This is a genomic window from Pseudomonas sp. G7(2022), from assembly GCF_052660475.1.
Map to the genome: position 1 here is coordinate 104,727 of NZ_CP109659.1, position 20,336 is coordinate 125,062.

Below are 20,336 nucleotides of genomic sequence, written 5' to 3' on the forward strand. Positions count from 1 at the left end.
CCGTGAAAATGCCGAAACGTCTGATTGCCGGTCTGGGCGTGCTGATGATCAGCGCGACGCCGCTGCTGGCCAGCGCCGATCCACGCGATGATCACGACCACGGCGGCCTGCAACAGGGTCATTTCGACGATCGCGGTGGCGATATCGTGTTGATCGCAGTCGGTACCGGGATCGTCTACGAAGTTCTGGACGGCGTTCTGTATTGATTGGCAGGCAATAAAAAAGACCGCAGCCTTTCACAGGCTGCGGTCTTCTTTTTTCAGCGCCGTTGTTTTCAGGGCAGTTCCAGGCCGCCCGAGGCTTTGTGCAGTTTGCGCAAATGCTCGCCGATCTGCTTCACGTTGGCTTCGTTGGCGGCAATCTCCGCCGCTCGCTTCGGTTCCAGCAGCGCGCGTACCTCCTTGTCCAGATCACCGCTGAGCACCAGCAGCTGTTTCTGACGCTGGCTGCTTTCGGCTTCCAGTCGACTGAATTCGCTGGGTTGCGGCAGGCCGTAACCACGAGAATCGAGCAATTCTGCCGGGCGACTGAGGAAGCCGCTGTTGGCGAGGATCTGCTGCAACGTGGCGTTGGCCTTGTCCATGCCGCCGTTTTCCAGCTCCCGGGCGCCGAGGTAGCGCTGCTTGACCTCATCCTGGGCCAGCAACAACTGACGACGGAAACTCGCCTGTTCCAACAGCAGCAATGCAGCGCTGGTGCGCAGGTCGGCGCGTTCGAACCAGGGCCGTCGCTCCTCGGCAGACAGCGACAGCCATTCCTCGACGCTGGTCTGCTTGATCGGCAATTGCTTCTTCAGCACCTCGAACATCGCCTGATAACGATCGCGAAACGAGTCGAAGCGGTAACCCAGGCGCAAGGCCTCTTTCGCGTTGTCCAGCACGCTGGTATCCGCCAGGCCCCGGCCCTTGAGCACTTCCAGCAGGCCATTGGGCATGATGCTGTCGAGGCCGACCAGTTGCGAATTGTTGCTGCCGCTACGCAGCAGCTTCAGGCTTTCCACCGCGCAGTTGTTGGACAGGAAGAAGTAGTTGCCGTCGTAGCTCCAGTGCATTTCGGCGGCGTGTTCGACCACGTCTTCGATCTCGCTGCGGGACAGGTTCAGCGGCACGGAGGCGAGGCTGCGCAATTCGGTCTTGGTGTATTCGTCGATCACTTGCGCCAGTGGCAGGACAAACAGACGCGACGGGTATTTGCCGACCAGTCCATCCCAACTCGACAGCTGCACATCGCCGACGAATGCGCGGTAGGACAGCACCAGGTGCTGATCCAGGTCCAGTCGGCAATCCGGCCCGCGAGGCCGACCCGGGGCGCAGATCACCAGGCGCAGCATGCTGTGCCCCCAGCGGCTGACCCAGTTCTGATTCGCTTCGGCCAGCAGGTAGTCGATGGCGTAGACCCGCTCCGGATCGACCTGCCCCAGTGGCTGCTTGGCAAAGTCGTTGCCGGCGTTGAGGAAGGCGAAGGATTTGGCGCAGGTGTCCTTTTCCGGCGGCGCCCAGCCGAAGTGTTCCTTGTAATAGCGATACAGCGCCGGGCGGCGGCAGGCGTAGCTCGGGTCGAGGAGGAAGTACTCCATGTTGACCGCGACGAACTCCTTCGGATTGGAGATTTCGTACAGATCCGGGCTGCGGGCGATTTGCCGGTTGTGCTGTTCACGCTCGCCACGGCGGCCGACGTATTGCTGCCAGCCGGCGAGGTCGAGCAGGCGCGGGTCATCGCTGAGGGTGAAGCGCCGGTCATTCTGGCCACGGCATTCATCCGGCAGGCCGATCAGCCCGGCGCTGTTGTTGCGGCGCGTGCAGCGCTGGATCAGCGTGCGTTCGGCGGCCGGCCACAGGCGTGCGCGATCATAAATGTGGGTGATTTCATGCAGTACCGTGGCCAGCAATTCCTGACGCACAGTGCCGTGGGGCCGACTGGTCTTTTGTTTGGCCGCGCTGCCGTCGGTGAGACTGGCGAGCAGTTTGCGGTTCAGGTCCAGTTCGGAGACCAGCGTTGCCTGGCCATAGGCGTTGGCGGGCATGTCGTCGGTCCAGCCGACATCGATGCGTCGATCCAGGCGCTCGATGAAGCTGGGCGGCAGCTTGCGCATCGCTTCATCGAGCAGGGCCTGACTGGCCTGTTGTTGGGCAGGGCTCAGACCGTCGGTCTTGAGCCGCAGTTGCAGGCTGGCGTGAGCGTTACTGCCGATCAGCAGCAGCGCCCCGGCCAGCAGCCAGGCGCTGAGTGACTTCACAATGCGAGGATGGCTTCGGCGAGTACCTGATCACTGGCGTCGCGGGCTTCCGGCACGCGGGTGCGCAAGGTGTTGAGGGCGGCTTCCAGATGCGCACCACGGATATCACCGTTGCTGGCGACGAAGCTGGCGGCGTCGTCGTGGGCTTCGCGGATGATTTTCGAATCGCGGATCGATGTGGTGGTGTCGGAGGTGAAATCGATGGTGCGCTGGGAGGCACGAACGATGATGTTACTGGTGGCTACCAGGGTGTGCGCCTGGGCCATATCGGCCAACAACAGCAGGCCAAGGGCGGCAGCAATCAGCGGGCTACGCATGGAACGACTCCGGAGGGGGCAAGAATAACTATTGGACGAGAATTGCCTGTGCCAGTTCAAGGTCGCTTACATGAAGTTTTGGCCGGGATTTACGCAGGTAATGCAACGCGGATTCCAGCTGGGCGCCTCGCAACTGGCCGTCACTGGCAACGAATGCCGCGGCATCGTCGTGGGCGGCGAGCAACAGTTTACGGTCGAAAGGCGCGGAAGACACCATGCTGGTGGCGTAACCGCTGACAACGGTGTTTTGCGTCGAGACGTCAAAGGCATCGACTGACGTCGCCCAGCAGGACGTGAACAGAACGGACGGGATGAGCAGATTTGAAAGAAAACGCATGAGTCTCGGGTGCTGTTAGTGAGCCCCAAGGCTAGCGCAATGCCCGGGCCAGAGCCAGCGGCGAAACATCGGGACACGACGGACGTGTCCCTTCACGCAACGTCGGATCAGATCGCCAGGATGGCTTGCGCCAGTTGTGCATCGGTCGCATTCAGTTGCGGAGCCTGATGGCGGATAAGGTCCAGGGCGCTCTCCAGTTTCACGCCGCGGATCTGGCCTTCGCTGGCAACGAAGCTGGCAGCGTCGTCACGGGCAGCGATCACGACTTTGTTGTCACGCAGCGAAGAGCTGACGTCGGAAGTCGCGTCCGAAGAGGACTTCAGGGCGCCAACAACGGCGTCGGTGGTCACGATGAAGCTGGAGGCGCTGGCATTGGCTGCCACGGCCAGCAGGGCGGCAGCACTGAGCAGGCGAAGACGGGACATGGTGTAACTCCTCTGGAAGTTTCGTATTGAGAGGTGGCTTGGTGTCTGGGAAGTCAGACGCCAGTCGCACGGCATTCGCCACGTTCTGCCCGGATATTAGGCCTGTGTGGGAGGTTTCGCACAGAGGGCAAAATGCTAGCGCCAGAAAGGTTTTTCCAGTTCGTTGAGTCGATCCGTGTGGCTCAGGCCGAGATCGGCGAGCTCCCGTCCATCGAGTTGAGCCAGCAGACGCCGTGTCCTGGCGCGCTCCAGACCCTGCCGGAAACCTCTGAATAGCCGCCGTAGGCGACCGAAACGAAGAGAACGATCGGCCGAAACTGCTGAAACATCCTGTATGTGATTCATGACGTCTTCCTTATTCCAGTTAAGGCGGAAGGTCATGTTGAGCCGAATGCGGTGAGCACGGCAGATACACCGCGGCAAAATTGTACTGGTTCAGTTATGGTTATATTAAAACTGTACCTGTCTGCGGTACACGCTCCTGTACCGGATGTTTTCCTGGCCTAAAACGACAAGACCCGTCGCGGTTTCCCGCGACGGGTCTTGTGTGTTCAATTCGGGTTGCTGGCGGTGGGTCTAGCGACCAGAGCCAGCGACGCTACTTAGCGCCAGAACGGCTTGCTCAGCTCTTCGTAGCGTTGTGCTTCGCTGATACCGGCGTCAGCCAGCAGACGCGAATCCAGACGAGCCAGTTGGTGGCGGCTGGAGATGCGGCGCTGCCACAACATCAGGTTGGCGATAACGCGCAGAGGCAGGGAAGCCTGGGTTTTTGCAGCTTTGTCTTCGAAGAACAGTTCGGAACTGAGTGTACGTTCCATGGTTGACATCCTTCCGCTTGTGGCGGGATCAGGTAGTGGTTTAACTGGTGCCCATGATCCTCTCGTTTGGCCAGACTCTCTAGATACAGTTCACTTGTATTGTGAGTGACCAGTTAACTGTTTATAGGGGGTGTACGGGTCAAAATTGCGCAAACTGTACCTGTCTGCGCATTTTTGGTGCATTTTTACCCAATAGGAAGGCTTGAGCAGGCAAAAGCCGTAGGAAAAGACCGGTACAGAAGTACAGTTTTTGATGAGATCGAAGATTTTAAAATCCCGCTGGCAAAACTGTGTTTGTGCCAGCGGGAAATCTGTGCGGATTACACAGCCAGCATGCGTCCGGTTTCTTCCAGATTGATGTGCCAGCTCAGTGCATCGCGCAGGATGTGCGGGGTGTGGCCGCCGATGGCACAGGCTTTATCGAAATAGTCGTTCAGCGCCTGGCGGTAATCCGGGTGCACACAGTTATCGATGATGACCCGGGCGCGTTCCCGTGGCGCCAGGCCGCGCAGGTCGGCCAGGCCTACCTCGGTCACCAGGATGTCGACGTCATGCTCGGTATGGTCGACGTGGCTGACCATTGGCACCACGCTGGAAATCGCGCCGCCCTTGGCAATCGACTTGGTCACGAACACCGCCAGGTGTGCGTTGCGCGCGAAGTCGCCGGAGCCGCCGATGCCGTTCATCATCCGCGTGCCGCAGACGTGGGTGGAGTTGACGTTGCCATAGATGTCGAATTCGAGCGCCGTGTTGATACCGATGATGCCCAGGCGCCGCACCACCTCCGGATGGTTGGAGATTTCCTGTGGACGCAGTACCAGCTTGTCCTTGTACTTCTCCAGGTTGCCGAACACGTCGCTGTTACGCCGTTCCGACAGGGTGATCGAGCTGCCCGAGGCGAAACTCAGCTTGCCCGCATCGATCAGGTCGAAGGTCGAGTCCTGTAGCACTTCGGAGTACATGGTCAGGTCTTCGAACGGCGAGTCGATCAGTCCGCACATTACCGCATTGGCGATGTTACCGATCCCGGCCTGCAACGGGCCGAGCTTGTTGGTCATGCGTCCGGCATCGACTTCCTGCTTGAGGAAGGTGATCAAGTGATCGGCGATGGCCTTGGTGTCGACATCCGGCGACGACACGGTAGACGGCGAATCCGGCTGCTGGGTGATGACGACCGCGACGATCTTCTCTGGCGGGATCGGGATCGCGGTGCTGCCGATGCGGTCGTCGACTTTTACCAGTGGGATCGGCGTGCGGGTCGGGCGGTAGGTCGGGATGTAGATGTCATGCAGACCTTCGAGGTTCGCGTTGTGCGCCAGGTTGATCTCGACGATTACGTGTTTGGCGAAGATCGCGAAGCTCGCCGAGTTGCCCACCGAAGTGGTCGGCACGATGTGGCCCTGTTCGGTGATGGCCACGGCTTCGATCACGGCGATGTCCGGCAGCTTCAGTTGCTGGTTGCGCAGTTGCTCGACGGTTTCCGACAGGTGCTGGTCGATAAACATCACTTCGCCGGCGTTGATTGCCTTGCGCAGGGTGCTGTCGACCTGGAACGGCATGCGCCGCGACAGCACGCCGGCCTCGGTCAGTTGCTTGTCGAGATCGTTGCCCAGGCTGGCACCGGTCATCAGGCTGATCTTCAGCGGCGTGACCTTGGCTCGCTCGGCCAATGCATGGGGAACGGCCTTGGCTTCGCCGGCGCGGGTGAAGCCGCTCATGCCGACGGTCATGCCGTCCTCAATCAGCGCAGCGGCGTCGGCGGCGCTCATCACTTTATCCAACAACGAAGGCAGGCGAATACGGTCACGGTACATGGATTATTTTCTCGGGCAGCGAGTAGCAGGATGCGCAGTCTAGTGAATTTCGCGAGCGCCTGTCCCGCTACCAAGGTCGCAAACGAGGCGTCTATTCAGCGGGTTTCAAGTAAAACACCGTTACCGGATCTGCAACAACGCGGCAAATTGTCCGACGGTTTGCGCAAACAAAAACGCCCCGACAAGTCGGGGCGTTCGGTGTTGCCGGCGAGGGTTACTCGACCGCTTTGACCATGTCTTCGATGACTTTTTTCGCGTCGCCGAACACCATCATGGTCTTGTCCAGGTAGAACAGTTCGTTGTCCAGACCGGCATAGCCGCTGGCCATCGAGCGCTTGTTGACGATGATGGTCTTGGCCTTGAACGCTTCGAGGATCGGCATGCCGGCAATCGGCGATTTCGGATCGTTCTTGGCGGCCGGGTTGACCACGTCGTTGGCGCCGAGCACCAGCACCACGTCGGCCTGGCCGAACTCGGAGTTGATGTCTTCCATCTCGAACACCTGGTCGTAAGGCACTTCGGCTTCGGCCAGCAGTACGTTCATGTGGCCAGGCATCCGACCGGCCACCGGGTGAATCGCGTACTTCACGGTCACGCCGTGGTGGGTCAGCTTCTCGGTCAGCTCTTTCAGTGCGTGTTGCGCGCGAGCCACCGCCAGACCGTAGCCCGGCACGATGATCACGGTGTCGGCGTTGGTCAGCAGGAAAGTCGCGTCGTCAGCCGAACCGGATTTCACCGGACGGGCTTCCTTCTCCCCGGCAGGACCGGCGTCTGCTGTATTGCCGAAACCGCCGAGCAGTACATTAAAGAAGGAACGGTTCATCGCCTTGCACATAATGTACGAGAGGATCGCGCCGCTCGAACCCACCAGGGAACCTGCAATGATCAGCATCGAGTTGTTCAGCGAGAAGCCGATACCCGCCGCCGCCCAACCGGAATAGCTGTTGAGCATCGACACCACCACCGGCATGTCGGCGCCGCCGATCGGGATGATGATCAGCACGCCCATGACGAACGCCAGGGCCAGCATCAGTGCGAATGCGGCAAGGTTGCCGGTCAGCATGAAGGTGAGGCCAAGGATCAGCGTCGCCAGACCCAGTACCGCATTCAGCTTGTGCTGACCGCTGAACTGTACCGGTGCCCCCTGGAACAGGCGGAACTTGTACTTGCCCGACAGCTTGCCGAAGGCGATTACCGAACCGGAGAAGGTGATCGCGCCGATGGCGGCACCGAGGAACAGCTCCAGACGGTTACCTGCCGGAATCGAGTCGCCCAGTTGCTTGACGATGCCCAGCGACTGCGGCTCAACCACTGCAGCAATGGCGATGAACACCGCTGCCAGACCGATCATGCTGTGCATGAACGCGACCAGTTCCGGCATCTTGGTCATTTCAACGCGTTTGGCCATGATCGAACCGGCGGTGCCGCCGATCAGCAGGCCGACGATCACGTAACCGATGCCGGCAGTTGCCAGCTCAGCGCCCAGCTTATAGATGAGGCCGACCGTGGTGATGATTGCCAGCGCCATGCCGAGCATGCCGAACAGGTTGCCGCGCCGCGATGTGGTCGGGTGCGACAGACCCTTGAGGGCCTGGATGAAGCAGATCGACGCGATCAGGTAGAGCGTCGTGACGAGGTTCATGCTCATTACTTAGGCGCCTCTTCTTTTACTTTCGGGGCTTTCTTCTTGAACATCTCAAGCATGCGGCGGGTGACCAGGAAGCCACCAAACACGTTGACCGCTGCCAGTGCCACGGCAAGGGTGCCCATGGTCTTGCCCAGCGGGGTGACGGTCAGGGCGGCAGCGAGCATGGCGCCGACGATCACGATCGCCGAAATGGCGTTGGTCACCGCCATCAAAGGCGTGTGGAGTGCGGGGGTAACGTTCCAGACCACGTGATAGCCGACATAAATCGCCAGCACGAAGATGATCAGGTTGTAGATACCGGGGGAGATAAGCTCTTCCATCGTCTGAATCCCTGCTTAGGCGTTTTTGCGGATGACTTGGCCGTCGCGGCACATCAGGCACGCGGCGACGATGTCGTCTTCGAGGTTCACTTCGAACTGGCCTTCTTTGGTGAAGACCAGCTTCAGGAAGTCCAGCAGGTTGCGTGCGTACAGCGCCGAGGCGTCTGCGGCGACTTCACCGGCCAGATTGGTCGGGCCGACGATGGTCACGCCGTTCTCGATCACGACCTGATCGGCCACGGTCAGCGGGCAGTTGCCACCCTGGGCGGCGGCGAGGTCGATGACCACCGAGCCGGGTTTCATCTGTGCCACGGTGTCTGCGCTTAGCAGCGTCGGCGCCTTGCGGCCCGGAATCAGTGCGGTGGTGATGACGATGTCAGCCTGCTTGGCGCGCTCGTGCACGGCCTGGGCCTGGCGCTGCATCCAGCTGGCCGGCATCGGGCGCGCATAACCGCCGACGCCGACCGCGCATTCGCGTTCTTCATCGGTCTCGTAAGGCACGTCGACGAACTTGGCGCCGAGGGATTCGATCTGTTCCTTCACGGCCGGACGTACGTCGGACGCTTCGATGACGGCACCCAGACGTTTCGCCGTGGCAATCGCCTGCAACCCGGCCACGCCGGCCCCCAGAATCAGCACGCGCGCCGCTTTCACGGTGCCCGCAGCGGTCATCAGCATCGGCATGAAGCGCGGATAGTAATGAGCGGCCAGCAGCACGGCCTTATAGCCGGCAATGTTCGCCTGGGACGACAGCACGTCGAGGCTCTGGGCCCGGGAGGTACGTGGTGCCGCTTCCAGGGCGAACGCGGTAATCCCGCACTCGGCCATTTTCGCGATGGTGTCGTTGTTGAACGGGTTGAGCATGCCCACCAGCACCGTTCCACGCTTGATCAGCGTCAGTTCGGTATCGCTTGGCGCGACCACTTTGAGAATCAGCTCGGCGCCAAACGCGTCATTGGCACTGCCAATGGTCGCGCCTGCCGCTTCATAGGCACTGTCGACAACGCTGGCTTTAACGCCGGCGCCGGTTTGCACAGTGACCTTATGACCTTGGCTGATCAGCTTTTTAATGGTTTCCGGGGTTGCAGCAACCCGTGTTTCACCGGTCTGGGTTTCGAGAGGAACACCAATGTGCACGTCAAATCTCCTGCGTGATCTTATTGAGTAAACCCATGCACTACGGATGGTGCGACTGGGGCGGCCGATCAGCACGATCCCGCCAAATCAGGGCGGGGCGCGGCATTTTGCAGGCGAAGTTTATGCCCTTCAAGGGATTATGACGGGTGACGGAAAATTAACTACAAGTCATCCCGTGACCGAATGTCGCAGATGGCCAGTTGAATCCCTTGCAGGCCGTGCCTTTCAAGGAGTCTGGATGAATTTGAAGAATTTTCTCATCGGTGACGTGAATAGGTCGCAATGCGTCGCGAATGAGGGCTCAAAGCCACGTCGGCAGGCGCTTGTGGGACGTCTGTACGACTTTCGGATACAGTCTGTCGATTTGCGACAAATAGTTATATCTGTAGGGCTTTGATTTTCCTGACTACGGGGTTAGTAATTGCTGGAGCCCTTTAACCTTCTAGGTTGTAGCTATATGCCTGATTCACCAGCCAGTCGCGAAATGCCTTGAGTGACGCTGATTCGACCTTTCGCTCCGGAATCATCAGGTAATACGCCTTGATGCTGGAGAGCGCGTTCGGGTTGGCAATGACCAGCCGTTTCTCGGCCAGTTCGCGTTGAATGAGGAACGGTGGGATCAGCGCGATGCCCATGTCGTGCATGGCGGCCTGGGCCAGCATGGAGAATAGCTCGTAGCGCGGACCTGTCATGTCGCGGGGGATGTTCAGGTGTTGCGAGTTGAACCACTGTCGCCAGGCGTAGGGGCGGGTGGTTTGCTGGAGCAGCGGCAGATCGGCGATATCCTCCGGTGTCAGAAGCTTCCGGTTGCCGAGCAGGGCAGGGCTGCATACCGGCATCGGATTCTCGCCCATCAGCCTGTGGGATTCGGTGCCCGACCAATCGGCATCGCCAAAATAAATGGCGGCATCGAAGTCAGTGTCGGCAAACAGGAACGGGCGGGTGCGGTTGGTCAGGTTGACCGTCACTTCCGGGTGCTTGAGCTGGAAGTCCTTCAGTCTTGGCAGCAGCCATTGCGTACCGAAGGTGGGGACCACGGCGAGCTCGATCACGTTGGTGCCTTGCTGACCCATCACCGACAGGGTGTCGCGCTCCACGGCGTCGAGTTGAGTGGCAACCCGACGGCTGTAGGAAAGACCCGCCTCCGTCAGCTTCACTCCGCGACGCGAGCGTCGGAAGAGTTCGACGCTGAGGAAATCCTCCAGGCTGGCAATCTGTCGGCAAATGGCGCCTTGAGTGAGGGAAAGTTCTTCGGCGGCCTTGGTAAAGCTCTCGTGACGGGCGGCGGCTTCGAAACTGATCAGGGCGGTGGTGCTGGGTATCTTGCGGCGCATGTACGTCAACCTCACTAATACATCGCTTAATTGGCATTTCGCGACGTTTCGGAGTGAGAAATTAGCACAACAGGATGCGAAATCCTCGTTTGCCGGGATGGCGAAGCGGGCCTAGGATCAATGCCACGTTAATTCACCCGATTTGCGAGGACTCACTCATGGGCGGTAAAGCTAGCTTCAACTGGATCGATCCACTGCTGCTGGATCAACAGCTGACTGAAGAAGAACGCATGATCCGCGACACTGCCGAGCAATTCGCCCAGCAGAGCCTCGCGCCACGTGTTCTCGAAGCCTTCCGCCATGAGAAGACTGATCCGGCGATCTTCCGTGAAATGGGTGAGGTCGGCCTGTTGGGTGCGACGATCCCCGAACAGTACGGTGGCAGCGGCCTCAACTACGTCAGCTACGGCCTGATTGCTCGTGAAGTCGAGCGTGTCGACTCTGGCTACCGTTCGATGATGAGTGTGCAGTCTTCGCTGGTGATGGTGCCGATCAACGAATTCGGTACTGAAGCGCAGAAACAGAAGTACTTGCCGAAACTGGCTTCCGGCGAGTGGATCGGCTGCTTCGGTCTGACCGAGCCGAACCACGGTTCCGATCCGGGTGCGATGATTACTCGTGCGCGCAAAGTCGAAGGTGGCTACAGCCTGACCGGCGCCAAGATGTGGATCACGAACAGTCCGATCGCCGATGTGTTTGTGGTTTGGGCCAAGGACGACGCTGGCGACATCCGTGGTTTCGTTCTGGAGAAAGGCTGGAAGGGCCTGAGCGCTCCGGCGATTCACGGAAAGGTCGGTCTGCGAGCCTCGATCACCGGCGAAATCGTCATGGACAATGTCTTTGTGCCGGAAGAGAACATCTTCCCGGACGTGCGTGGTTTGAAAGGTCCGTTCACCTGCCTCAACTCTGCACGTTATGGCATCTCCTGGGGTGCGCTGGGTGCGGCGGAATTCTGCTGGCACACCGCTCGCCAGTACACCCTGGATCGTCAACAGTTCGGTCGTCCGTTGGCCGCCACTCAGTTGATCCAGAAGAAGCTTGCGGACATGCAGACCGAAATCACCCTTGCACTGCAAGGCTGCTTGCGTCTGGGTCGCATGAAGGATGAAGGCACCGCAGCGGTTGAAATCACTTCGATCATGAAGCGCAACTCTTGCGGCAAGTCGCTGGATATCGCTCGCATGGCGCGTGACATGTTGGGCGGTAACGGGATCTCCGATGAGTTCGGGGTGGCCCGTCATCTGGTCAACCTGGAAGTGGTCAATACCTACGAAGGTACTCACGACGTTCACGCGCTGATCCTCGGTCGTGCGCAGACCGGCCTGCAGGCGTTCTATTAACAGGAGAGCGACCATGGGCGCGCTGTCGCATCTGCGGGTACTGGATTTATCGCGAGTGCTGGCCGGCCCATGGGCCGGGCAGATTCTTGCCGACCTTGGGGCGGAAGTGATCAAGGTCGAGCGCCCGGGTAATGGTGACGATACCCGCGCCTGGGGGCCGCCCTTCCTGAAAGACGCTTACGGCGAGAACACCAGCGAGGCGGCTTATTACCTGTCGGCCAATCGCAACAAGCAATCGGTGACGATCGACTTCACGCGTCCCGAAGGTCAGAAGCTGGTACGGGAGTTGGCCGCCAAGTCCGATATCCTCATCGAAAACTTCAAGGTGGGTGGTCTGGCCGCTTATGGCCTGGATTACGAGTCGCTGAAGGCGGTCAATCCGGATCTGATCTATTGCTCGATTACTGGTTTCGGTCAGACCGGACCGTATGCCAAGCGTGCGGGTTATGACTTCATGATTCAGGGACTGGGTGGGCTGATGAGCCTCACCGGGCGTCCTGAAGGTGATGAAGGCGCCGGTCCGGTGAAGGTGGGTGTGGCGCTCACGGATATTCTGACGGGGTTGTATTCGACCGTGGCGATTCTGGCCGCGCTGGCTCACCGCGATCATGACGGCGGTGGTCAGCATATCGATATGGCGCTGCTGGATGTTCAGGTGGCTTGTCTGGCTAACCAGGCGATGAATTATCTGACGACGGGCAATGCGCCAAAGCGGCTGGGGAATGCGCATCCGAATATCGTGCCGTACCAGGACTTTCCTACTGCTGATGGTGACTTCATTCTCACGGTGGGTAATGACGGGCAGTTCCGCAAGTTTGCCGAGGTAGCCGGGCAGCCGCAGTGGGCGGACGATCCGCGCTTTGCTACTAATAAGCTACGAGTGGCGAACCGGGCGGTGCTGATTCCGCTGATCCGTCAGGCAACAGTCTTCAAATCGACCGCCGAGTGGGTGTCTCAACTGGAGCAGGCGGGTGTGCCGTGTGGGCCGATCAATGATCTGTCACAGGTGTTCGAGGATCCGCAGGTTAAGTCCCGTGGGTTGGCGATCGAGCTGCCTCATGCTCTGGCAGGGATGGTGCCGCAGGTGGCGAGTCCGATTCGCTTGTCGCGGACTCCAGTTGAGTATCGACGTGCTCCTCCTCTATTAGGTGAGCATACGCTGGAGGTTTTGCAGCGAGTGCTGGGTCTGGAAGCCGGAGCGGTGGCGGCAATGAAGCAGGATGGAGTGCTTTGATGACTTCCTCTATATAGAAGGGGACTTCTATATAGAGGGCGTGGGGTGTTTTACGGTCTGTCCGCAAGTTATTGAAAGAAAAACGAAATTAAGTGTTGACGGCAGATTCTGGAGGTCTATAATTCGCCCCACTTCCGGCGCAGTCGAAACGGAAAACTCCTTGAGATTCAATGAGTTACACGGTTTTCGATAGCGGTTTGCTTCAGATCATCGAAGCCTGGAGGGAGTTGAAACTGCCGGTTTTTCTGGCGCTTTCAACGTTTCGATCTTCTCGGTCGAAAGCGGAGAAAAAGAGGTGTTGACAGCAGCGTGTAACGCTGTAGAATTCGCCTCCCGCTGACGAGAGATCGGAAGCGCAAGTGGTTGAAGTTGTTGAAGAAATCTTCGAAAACTTCTGAAAATAATCACTTGACAGCAAATGAGGCTGCTGTAGAATGCGCGCCTCGGTTGAGACGAAAGCTCTTAACCAACCGCTCTTTAACAACTGAATCAAGCAATTCGTGTGGGTGCTTGTGGAGTCAGACTGATAGTCAACAAGATTATCAGCATCACAAGTTACTCCGCGAGAAATCAAAGATGTAACCAACGATTGCTGAGCCAAGTTTAGGGTTTCTTAAAAACCCAAAGATGTTTGAACTGAAGAGTTTGATCATGGCTCAGATTGAACGCTGGCGGCAGGCCTAACACATGCAAGTCGAGCGGATGAAGGGAGCTTGCTCCCGGATTCAGCGGCGGACGGGTGAGTAATGCCTAGGAATCTGCCTGGTAGTGGGGGACAACGTTTCGAAAGGAACGCTAATACCGCATACGTCCTACGGGAGAAAGCAGGGGACCTTCGGGCCTTGCGCTATCAGATGAGCCTAGGTCGGATTAGCTAGTTGGTGAGGTAATGGCTCACCAAGGCGACGATCCGTAACTGGTCTGAGAGGATGATCAGTCACACTGGAACTGAGACACGGTCCAGACTCCTACGGGAGGCAGCAGTGGGGAATATTGGACAATGGGCGAAAGCCTGATCCAGCCATGCCGCGTGTGTGAAGAAGGTCTTCGGATTGTAAAGCACTTTAAGTTGGGAGGAAGGGTTGTAGATTAATACTCTGCAATTTTGACGTTACCGACAGAATAAGCACCGGCTAACTCTGTGCCAGCAGCCGCGGTAATACAGAGGGTGCAAGCGTTAATCGGAATTACTGGGCGTAAAGCGCGCGTAGGTGGTTCGTTAAGTTGGATGTGAAATCCCCGGGCTCAACCTGGGAACTGCATCCAAAACTGGCGAGCTAGAGTATGGTAGAGGGTGGTGGAATTTCCTGTGTAGCGGTGAAATGCGTAGATATAGGAAGGAACACCAGTGGCGAAGGCGACCACCTGGACTGATACTGACACTGAGGTGCGAAAGCGTGGGGAGCAAACAGGATTAGATACCCTGGTAGTCCACGCCGTAAACGATGTCAACTAGCCGTTGGGAGCCTTGAGCTCTTAGTGGCGCAGCTAACGCATTAAGTTGACCGCCTGGGGAGTACGGCCGCAAGGTTAAAACTCAAATGAATTGACGGGGGCCCGCACAAGCGGTGGAGCATGTGGTTTAATTCGAAGCAACGCGAAGAACCTTACCAGGCCTTGACATCCAATGAACTTTCCAGAGATGGATTGGTGCCTTCGGGAACATTGAGACAGGTGCTGCATGGCTGTCGTCAGCTCGTGTCGTGAGATGTTGGGTTAAGTCCCGTAACGAGCGCAACCCTTGTCCTTAGTTACCAGCACGTAATGGTGGGCACTCTAAGGAGACTGCCGGTGACAAACCGGAGGAAGGTGGGGATGACGTCAAGTCATCATGGCCCTTACGGCCTGGGCTACACACGTGCTACAATGGTCGGTACAAAGGGTTGCCAAGCCGCGAGGTGGAGCTAATCCCATAAAACCGATCGTAGTCCGGATCGCAGTCTGCAACTCGACTGCGTGAAGTCGGAATCGCTAGTAATCGCGAATCAGAATGTCGCGGTGAATACGTTCCCGGGCCTTGTACACACCGCCCGTCACACCATGGGAGTGGGTTGCACCAGAAGTAGCTAGTCTAACCTTCGGGAGGACGGTTACCACGGTGTGATTCATGACTGGGGTGAAGTCGTAACAAGGTAGCCGTAGGGGAACCTGCGGCTGGATCACCTCCTTAATCGACGACATCAGCTGCTCCATAAGTTCCCACACGAATTGCTTGATTCATTGAAGAAGACGATAGAAGCAGCCCGAAATTGGGTCTGTAGCTCAGTTGGTTAGAGCGCACCCCTGATAAGGGTGAGGTCGGCAGTTCGAATCTGCCCAGACCCACCAATTTTGTGTGGGAAACGCCTGTAGAAATACGGGGCCATAGCTCAGCTGGGAGAGCGCCTGCCTTGCACGCAGGAGGTCAGCGGTTCGATCCCGCTTGGCTCCACCACTACTGCTTCTGAAGTTTGAAAGCTTAGAAATGAGCATTCCATCGGTGTGATGATGAATGTTGATTTCTAGTCTTTGACTGGATCGTTCTTTAAAAATTTGGGTATGTGATAGAAAGATAGACTGAACGTTACTTTCACTGGTAACGGATCAGGCTAAGGTAAAATTTGTGAGTTCTCTTAATTGAGAAATTCGAATTTTCGGCGAATGTCGTCTTCACAGTATAACCAGGTTGCTTGGGGTTATATGGTCAAGTGAAGAAGCGCATACGGTGGATGCCTTGGCAGTCAGAGGCGATGAAAGACGTGGTAGCCTGCGAAAAGCTTCGGGGAGTCGGCAAACAGACTTTGATCCGGAGATGTCTGAATGGGGGAACCCAGCCATCACAAGATGGTTATCTTGTACTGAATACATAGGTGCAAGAGGCGAACCAGGGGAACTGAAACATCTAAGTACCCTGAGGAAAAGAAATCAACCGAGATTCCCTTAGTAGTGGCGAGCGAACGGGGACTAGCCCTTAAGTGGCTTTGAGATTAGCGGAACGCTCTGGAAAGTGCGGCCATAGTGGGTGATAGCCCTGTACGCGAAAGTCTCTTAGTCATGAAATCGAGTAGGACGGAGCACGAGAAACTTTGTCTGAATATGGGGGGACCATCCTCCAAGGCTAAATACTACTGACTGACCGATAGTGAACTAGTACCGTGAGGGAAAGGCGAAAAGAACCCCGGAGAGGGGAGTGAAATAGATCCTGAAACCGTATGCGTACAAGCAGTGGGAGCAGACTTTGTTCTGTGACTGCGTACCTTTTGTATAATGGGTCAGCGACTTATTTTCAGTGGCGAGCTTAACCGAATAGGGGAGGCGTAGCGAAAGCGAGTCTTAATAGGGCGTCTAGTCGCTGGGAATAGACCCGAAACCGGGCGATCTATCCATGGGCAGGTTGAAGGTTAGGTAACACTGACTGGAGGACCGAACCGACTACCGTTGAAAAGTTAGCGGATGACCTGTGGATCGGAGTGAAAGGCTAATCAAGCTCGGAGATAGCTGGTTCTCCTCGAAAGCTATTTAGGTAGCGCCTCATGTATCACTGTAGGGGGTAGAGCACTGTTTCGGCTAGGGGGTCATCCCGACTTACCAAACCGATGCAAACTCCGAATACCTACAAGTGCCGAGCATGGGAGACACACGGCGGGTGCTAACGTCCGTCGTGAAAAGGGAAACAACCCAGACCGTCAGCTAAGGTCCCAAAGTTATGGTTAAGTGGGAAACGATGTGGGAAGGCTTAGACAGCTAGGAGGTTGGCTTAGAAGCAGCCACCCTTTAAAGAAAGCGTAATAGCTCACTAGTCGAGTCGGCCTGCGCGGAAGATGTAACGGGGCTCAAACCATACACCGAAGCTACGGGTATCACGTAAGTGATGCGGTAGAGGAGCGTTCTGTAAGCCTGTGAAGGTGAGTTGAGAAGCTTGCTGGAGGTATCAGAAGTGCGAATGCTGACATGAGTAACGACAATGGGTGTGAAAAACACCCACGCCGAAAGACCAAGGTTTCCTGCGCAACGTTAATCGACGCAGGGTTAGTCGGTCCCTAAGGCGAGGCTGAAAAGCGTAGTCGATGGAAAACAGGTTAATATTCCTGTACTTCTGGTTATTGCGATGGAGGGACGGAGAAGGCTAGGCCAGCTTGGCGTTGGTTGTCCAAGTTTAAGGTGGTAGGCTGAGATCTTAGGTAAATCCGGGATCTTAAGGCCGAGAGCTGATGACGAGTGTTCTTTTAGAACACGAAGTGGTTGATGCCATGCTTCCAAGAAAAGCTTCTAAGCTTCAGATAACCAGGAACCGTACCCCAAACCGACACAGGTGGTTGGGTAGAGAATACCAAGGCGCTTGAGAGAACTCGGGTGAAGGAACTAGGCAAAATGGCACCGTAACTTCGGGAGAAGGTGCGCCGGTGAGGGTGAAGGACTTGCTCCGTAAGCTCATGCCGGTCGAAGATACCAGGCCGCTGCGACTGTTTATTAAAAACACAGCACTCTGCAAACACGAAAGTGGACGTATAGGGTGTGACGCCTGCCCGGTGCCGGAAGGTTAATTGATGGGGTTAGCTAACGCGAAGCTCTTGATCGAAGCCCCGGTAAACGGCGGCCGTAACTATAACGGTCCTAAGGTAGCGAAATTCCTTGTCGGGTAAGTTCCGACCTGCACGAATGGCGTAACGATGGCGGCGCTGTCTCCACCCGAGACTCAGTGAAATTGAAATCGCTGTGAAGATGCAGTGTATCCGCGGCTAGACGGAAAGACCCCGTGAACCTTTACTATAGCTTTGCACTGGACTTTGAATTTGCTTGTGTAGGATAGGTGGGAGGCTTTGAAGCGTGGACGCCAGTTCGCGTGGAGCCATCCTTGAAATACCACCCTGGCAACTTTGAGGTTCTAACTCAGGTCCGTTATCCGGATCGAGGACAGTGTATGGTGGGTAGTTTGACTGGGGCGGTCTCCTCCTAAAGAGTAACGGAGGAGTACGAAGGTGCGCTCAGACCGGTCGGAAATCGGTCGTAGAGTATAAAGGCAAAAGCGCGCTTGACTGCGAGACAGACACGTCGAGCAGGTACGAAAGTAGGTCTTAGTGATCCGGTGGTTCTGTATGGAAGGGCCATCGCTCAACGGATAAAAGGTACTCCGGGGATAACAGGCTGATACCGCCCAAGAGTTCATATCGACGGCGGTGTTTGGCACCTCGATGTCGGCTCATCACATCCTGGGGCTGAAGCCGGTCCCAAGGGTATGGCTGTTCGCCATTTAAAGTGGTACGCGAGCTGGGTTTAGAACGTCGTGAGACAGTTCGGTCCCTATCTGCCGTGGACGTTTGAGATTTGAGAGGGGCTGCTCCTAGTACGAGAGGACCGGAGTGGACGAACCTCTGGTGTTCCGGTTGTCACGCCAGTGGCATTGCCGGGTAGCTATGTTCGGAAAAGATAACCGCTGAAAGCATCTAAGCGGGAAACTTGCCTCAAGATGAGATCTCACTGGAACCTTGAGTTCCCTGAAGGGCCGTCGAAGACTACGACGTTGATAGGTTGGGTGTGTAAGCGCTGTGAGGCGTTGAGCTAACCAATACTAATTGCCCGTGAGGCTTGACCATATAACACCCAAGCAATTTGCGTCGGCTCTCTAAACCAGAGCAACCAGATTGCGGTGTGTGAAGACGCAATGAACCGAAAGTTCGACGCTCACAAAGCACCGAAAACTATCCCATACCCAATTTGCTGAAGCGAGGCCGTCAGGTCACGAGTCAGTACCCGAATTTCTTGACGACCATAGAGCGTTGGAACCACCTGATCCCATCCCGAACTCAGAAGTGAAACGATGCATCGCCGATGGTAGTGTGGGGTTTCCCCATGTGAGAGTAGGTCATCGTCAAGATTAAATTCCGAAACCCCAATTGCGAAAGCAGTTGGGGTTTTGTTTTAGTAGAAGTCACCGTTTTTTGCCGGAACGTTACTGTGGTAACGGGCTGGTCACAGAATTTCTTGACGACCATAGAGCGTTGGAACCACCTGATCCCATCCCGAACTCAGAAGTGAAACGATGCATCGCCGATGGTAGTGTGGGGTTTCCCCATGTGAGAGTAGGTCATCGTCAAGATTGAATTCCGAAACCCCTGTCTGCTAACGCAGACAGGGGTTTTGTCGTTTCAGTGCCCACGAAAGTCCGATCTTCAGACCGCTCTGCGTGCCTTGCTGCTCCGACGAGCCTGCCACTTGCGCCACCAGATGTAGACGCCGGTCCCCGACAATCCTGCAATCAGAACGCCCAATACCGCGATCATCACTTGCCCGGTGAAGCCTATGATCCGTCCCCCATGTATCGGCAACTGCAACCGATAAAACCGCTCTCCCAACGTCCCTTCTCCTGCAATCTCCTGCCCCAATAATCGCCCGTCCGTACCGTGGAAGAACAACCAGGATTTGCCGTGGGCCTCAGTGTCATGCTGTCCGAACCCCGCGCCGTAGAAGTTGTACTCAAAGCTGTAATACAACTCGCCGATTGCCGCTGTCAGCCCCAACCTTTTCCCTTCCTGCAGTGCCCTTTCATATGCCTGTTGATAACTCAATCGAGTAATCCCCAACTTTTCGGCAGGCATTCGCCCTCGAGCCTCATACACGCTCGGTTCAATCGAAGAGAACAACGACACCACCGGTTTGAAGACCTGGCTCGGGAGGTTCATCGCCACGCTACTGACGGCTATCGGCAGCAATAACAACCACAGCCACAAGCCCCCGGCCCTGTGCAGATCAAAGTTGAGTCGATAGGCATGCCTGCCCTTGATCTTCCAGGCGTCAGGCCACTTCTTCCAGAACGGTTTACCTCGAGGCAAAGTCAGCCAGAGAGCGATGAAGCAATCGATCAACCAGGCGATGGCCACCAACCCCATCAACAGCAAACCCCAGTTACCGGGCAGTGTCAGGTTGTAGTGGAACTCGAGAATGAAAGGAACGAAGTTCTCACGCTGGAAACAGCACTCACCCCAGTAACGCTGGCCTTTCTGCTCGCCACTGACCGGGTCGAGGTAGAACACCTGATTGCGTTCTTCGAACGGTTCGCCCGTCGCCGGATCGTTGCGCGGAACCGCCGCCAGCAATGCCGTGTGGCCTGCCTCGTTCGGATACTCCATGTACCAGACCTGCAACTTCGGATGTAACGATTGCACCGCATCCACCAGTTCGCCTGGCGGTAGGCGCTCTCCCTCGGCCGATGCCGCGTAGAACTCCGGGTTCAACCACTCATCCAGCTCATGATTGAACGCCAGAATGCTCCCGGTAATCCCCGCCAGCAGCAGAAAAACCGCCGTGGCCAACCCGATATACCGGTGCAATAAAACCAGAAACGAACGCATGAAAATTTCCCCCACAGATGCGACAAAGCCAGCCCCTGAAATCAGGAG

15 protein-coding genes, 2 tRNA genes and 4 rRNA genes are annotated in these 20,336 nt (G+C 56.9%); 9 read left to right on the forward strand and 12 right to left on the reverse strand.

Annotated elements, in window-relative coordinates; genetic code table 11:
* Nucleotides 1-2: 2 nt before the first annotated feature.
* Complete coding sequence (locus tag NE357_RS00510; RefSeq protein WP_169428286.1) at nucleotides 3-206, forward strand: hypothetical protein; 204 nt, start codon at nucleotides 3-5, stop codon at nucleotides 204-206.
* 68 nt (nucleotides 207-274) lie between these two features.
* On the opposite strand, the gene NE357_RS00515 is transcribed toward NE357_RS00510, so the two are convergent.
* The 11 genes from NE357_RS00515 to NE357_RS00565 form a co-directional block, all read right to left on the reverse strand.
* Nucleotides 275-2,236, reverse strand: a complete 1,962-nt coding sequence (locus tag NE357_RS00515; RefSeq protein ID WP_169428287.1) for a DUF7844 domain-containing protein — start codon at nucleotides 2,234-2,236, stop codon at nucleotides 275-277.
* A complete protein-coding gene (locus NE357_RS00520; protein ID WP_065260625.1) occupies nucleotides 2,233-2,553 on the reverse strand; it encodes a DUF2388 domain-containing protein in 321 nt (106 codons plus the stop codon). The genes NE357_RS00515 and NE357_RS00520 overlap by 4 nt, the downstream gene beginning before the upstream one ends.
* A gap of 28 nt (nucleotides 2,554-2,581) precedes the next feature.
* The gene (locus NE357_RS00525; protein WP_169428288.1) at nucleotides 2,582-2,890 is read right to left on the reverse strand and encodes a DUF2388 domain-containing protein; all 309 of its coding nucleotides are present in this window, start codon (nucleotides 2,888-2,890) and stop codon (nucleotides 2,582-2,584) included.
* Nucleotides 2,891-2,997: 107 nt separating this feature from the next.
* Complete coding sequence (locus tag NE357_RS00530; RefSeq protein ID WP_169428289.1) at nucleotides 2,998-3,315, reverse strand: DUF2388 domain-containing protein; 318 nt, start codon at nucleotides 3,313-3,315, stop codon at nucleotides 2,998-3,000.
* 135 nt (nucleotides 3,316-3,450) lie between these two features.
* On the reverse strand, nucleotides 3,451-3,660 hold the full coding sequence (locus NE357_RS00535; protein WP_169428290.1) for a DUF1127 domain-containing protein: 210 nt from the start codon (nucleotides 3,658-3,660) through the stop codon (nucleotides 3,451-3,453).
* Between the two features lie 257 nt (nucleotides 3,661-3,917).
* On the reverse strand, nucleotides 3,918-4,133 hold the full coding sequence (locus NE357_RS00540; RefSeq protein WP_003220409.1) for a DUF1127 domain-containing protein: 216 nt from the start codon (nucleotides 4,131-4,133) through the stop codon (nucleotides 3,918-3,920).
* A gap of 320 nt (nucleotides 4,134-4,453) precedes the next feature.
* Nucleotides 4,454-5,947: an acetyl-CoA hydrolase/transferase family protein gene (locus tag NE357_RS00545; RefSeq protein WP_169428291.1), complete on the reverse strand. Its 1,494-nt coding sequence runs from the start codon at nucleotides 5,945-5,947 to the stop codon at nucleotides 4,454-4,456.
* A gap of 214 nt (nucleotides 5,948-6,161) precedes the next feature.
* Nucleotides 6,162-7,595, reverse strand: coding sequence for an NAD(P)(+) transhydrogenase (Re/Si-specific) subunit beta (locus tag NE357_RS00550; protein WP_169428292.1), 1,434 nt, complete (start codon nucleotides 7,593-7,595; stop codon nucleotides 6,162-6,164).
* On the reverse strand, nucleotides 7,595-7,915 hold the full coding sequence (locus NE357_RS00555) for an NAD(P) transhydrogenase subunit alpha (protein ID WP_003187417.1): 321 nt from the start codon (nucleotides 7,913-7,915) through the stop codon (nucleotides 7,595-7,597). Before NE357_RS00555 ends, NE357_RS00550 begins: the two co-directional genes overlap by 1 nt.
* Before the next feature lie 15 nt (nucleotides 7,916-7,930).
* Nucleotides 7,931-9,052: a Re/Si-specific NAD(P)(+) transhydrogenase subunit alpha gene (locus NE357_RS00560; protein ID WP_169428293.1), complete on the reverse strand. Its 1,122-nt coding sequence runs from the start codon at nucleotides 9,050-9,052 to the stop codon at nucleotides 7,931-7,933.
* A 434-nt stretch (nucleotides 9,053-9,486) separates the two neighbouring features.
* Nucleotides 9,487-10,386: a LysR family transcriptional regulator gene (locus NE357_RS00565; RefSeq protein ID WP_169428294.1), complete on the reverse strand. Its 900-nt coding sequence runs from the start codon at nucleotides 10,384-10,386 to the stop codon at nucleotides 9,487-9,489.
* 158 nt (nucleotides 10,387-10,544) lie between these two features.
* Here NE357_RS00565 and NE357_RS00570 point away from each other — a divergent pair, with 158 nt between their 5' ends.
* The 8 genes from NE357_RS00570 to rrf (NE357_RS00605) all read left to right on the forward strand — a co-directional run bounded on the left by NE357_RS00570 (nucleotide 10,545) and on the right by rrf (NE357_RS00605) (nucleotide 19,036).
* Nucleotides 10,545-11,726, forward strand: coding sequence for an acyl-CoA dehydrogenase (locus tag NE357_RS00570; protein WP_085712999.1), 1,182 nt, complete (start codon nucleotides 10,545-10,547; stop codon nucleotides 11,724-11,726).
* A gap of 13 nt (nucleotides 11,727-11,739) precedes the next feature.
* A complete protein-coding gene (locus tag NE357_RS00575; protein WP_169428295.1) occupies nucleotides 11,740-12,960 on the forward strand; it encodes a CaiB/BaiF CoA transferase family protein in 1,221 nt (406 codons plus the stop codon).
* Between the two features lie 633 nt (nucleotides 12,961-13,593).
* Nucleotides 13,594-15,130 (forward strand): 16S ribosomal RNA (locus NE357_RS00580).
* 81 nt (nucleotides 15,131-15,211) lie between these two features.
* Nucleotides 15,212-15,288, forward strand: a tRNA-Ile gene (locus NE357_RS00585).
* Nucleotides 15,289-15,318: 30 nt separating this feature from the next.
* A tRNA-Ala gene (locus tag NE357_RS00590) sits at nucleotides 15,319-15,394 on the forward strand.
* 247 nt (nucleotides 15,395-15,641) lie between these two features.
* Nucleotides 15,642-18,533 (forward strand): 23S ribosomal RNA (locus NE357_RS00595).
* 165 nt (nucleotides 18,534-18,698) lie between these two features.
* Nucleotides 18,699-18,814, forward strand: a 5S ribosomal RNA gene (gene rrf / locus NE357_RS00600).
* 106 nt (nucleotides 18,815-18,920) lie between these two features.
* Nucleotides 18,921-19,036, forward strand: a 5S ribosomal RNA gene (gene rrf / locus NE357_RS00605).
* Together the 16S, 23S and 5S rRNA genes with 2 tRNA genes alongside form the textbook arrangement of a ribosomal RNA operon.
* A 73-nt stretch (nucleotides 19,037-19,109) precedes the next feature.
* On the opposite strand, the gene NE357_RS00610 is transcribed toward rrf (NE357_RS00605), so the two are convergent.
* Nucleotides 19,110-20,288, reverse strand: a complete 1,179-nt coding sequence (locus NE357_RS00610) for a PepSY-associated TM helix domain-containing protein (RefSeq protein WP_169428296.1) — start codon at nucleotides 20,286-20,288, stop codon at nucleotides 19,110-19,112.
* Between the last annotated feature and the right edge of the window lie 48 nt (nucleotides 20,289-20,336).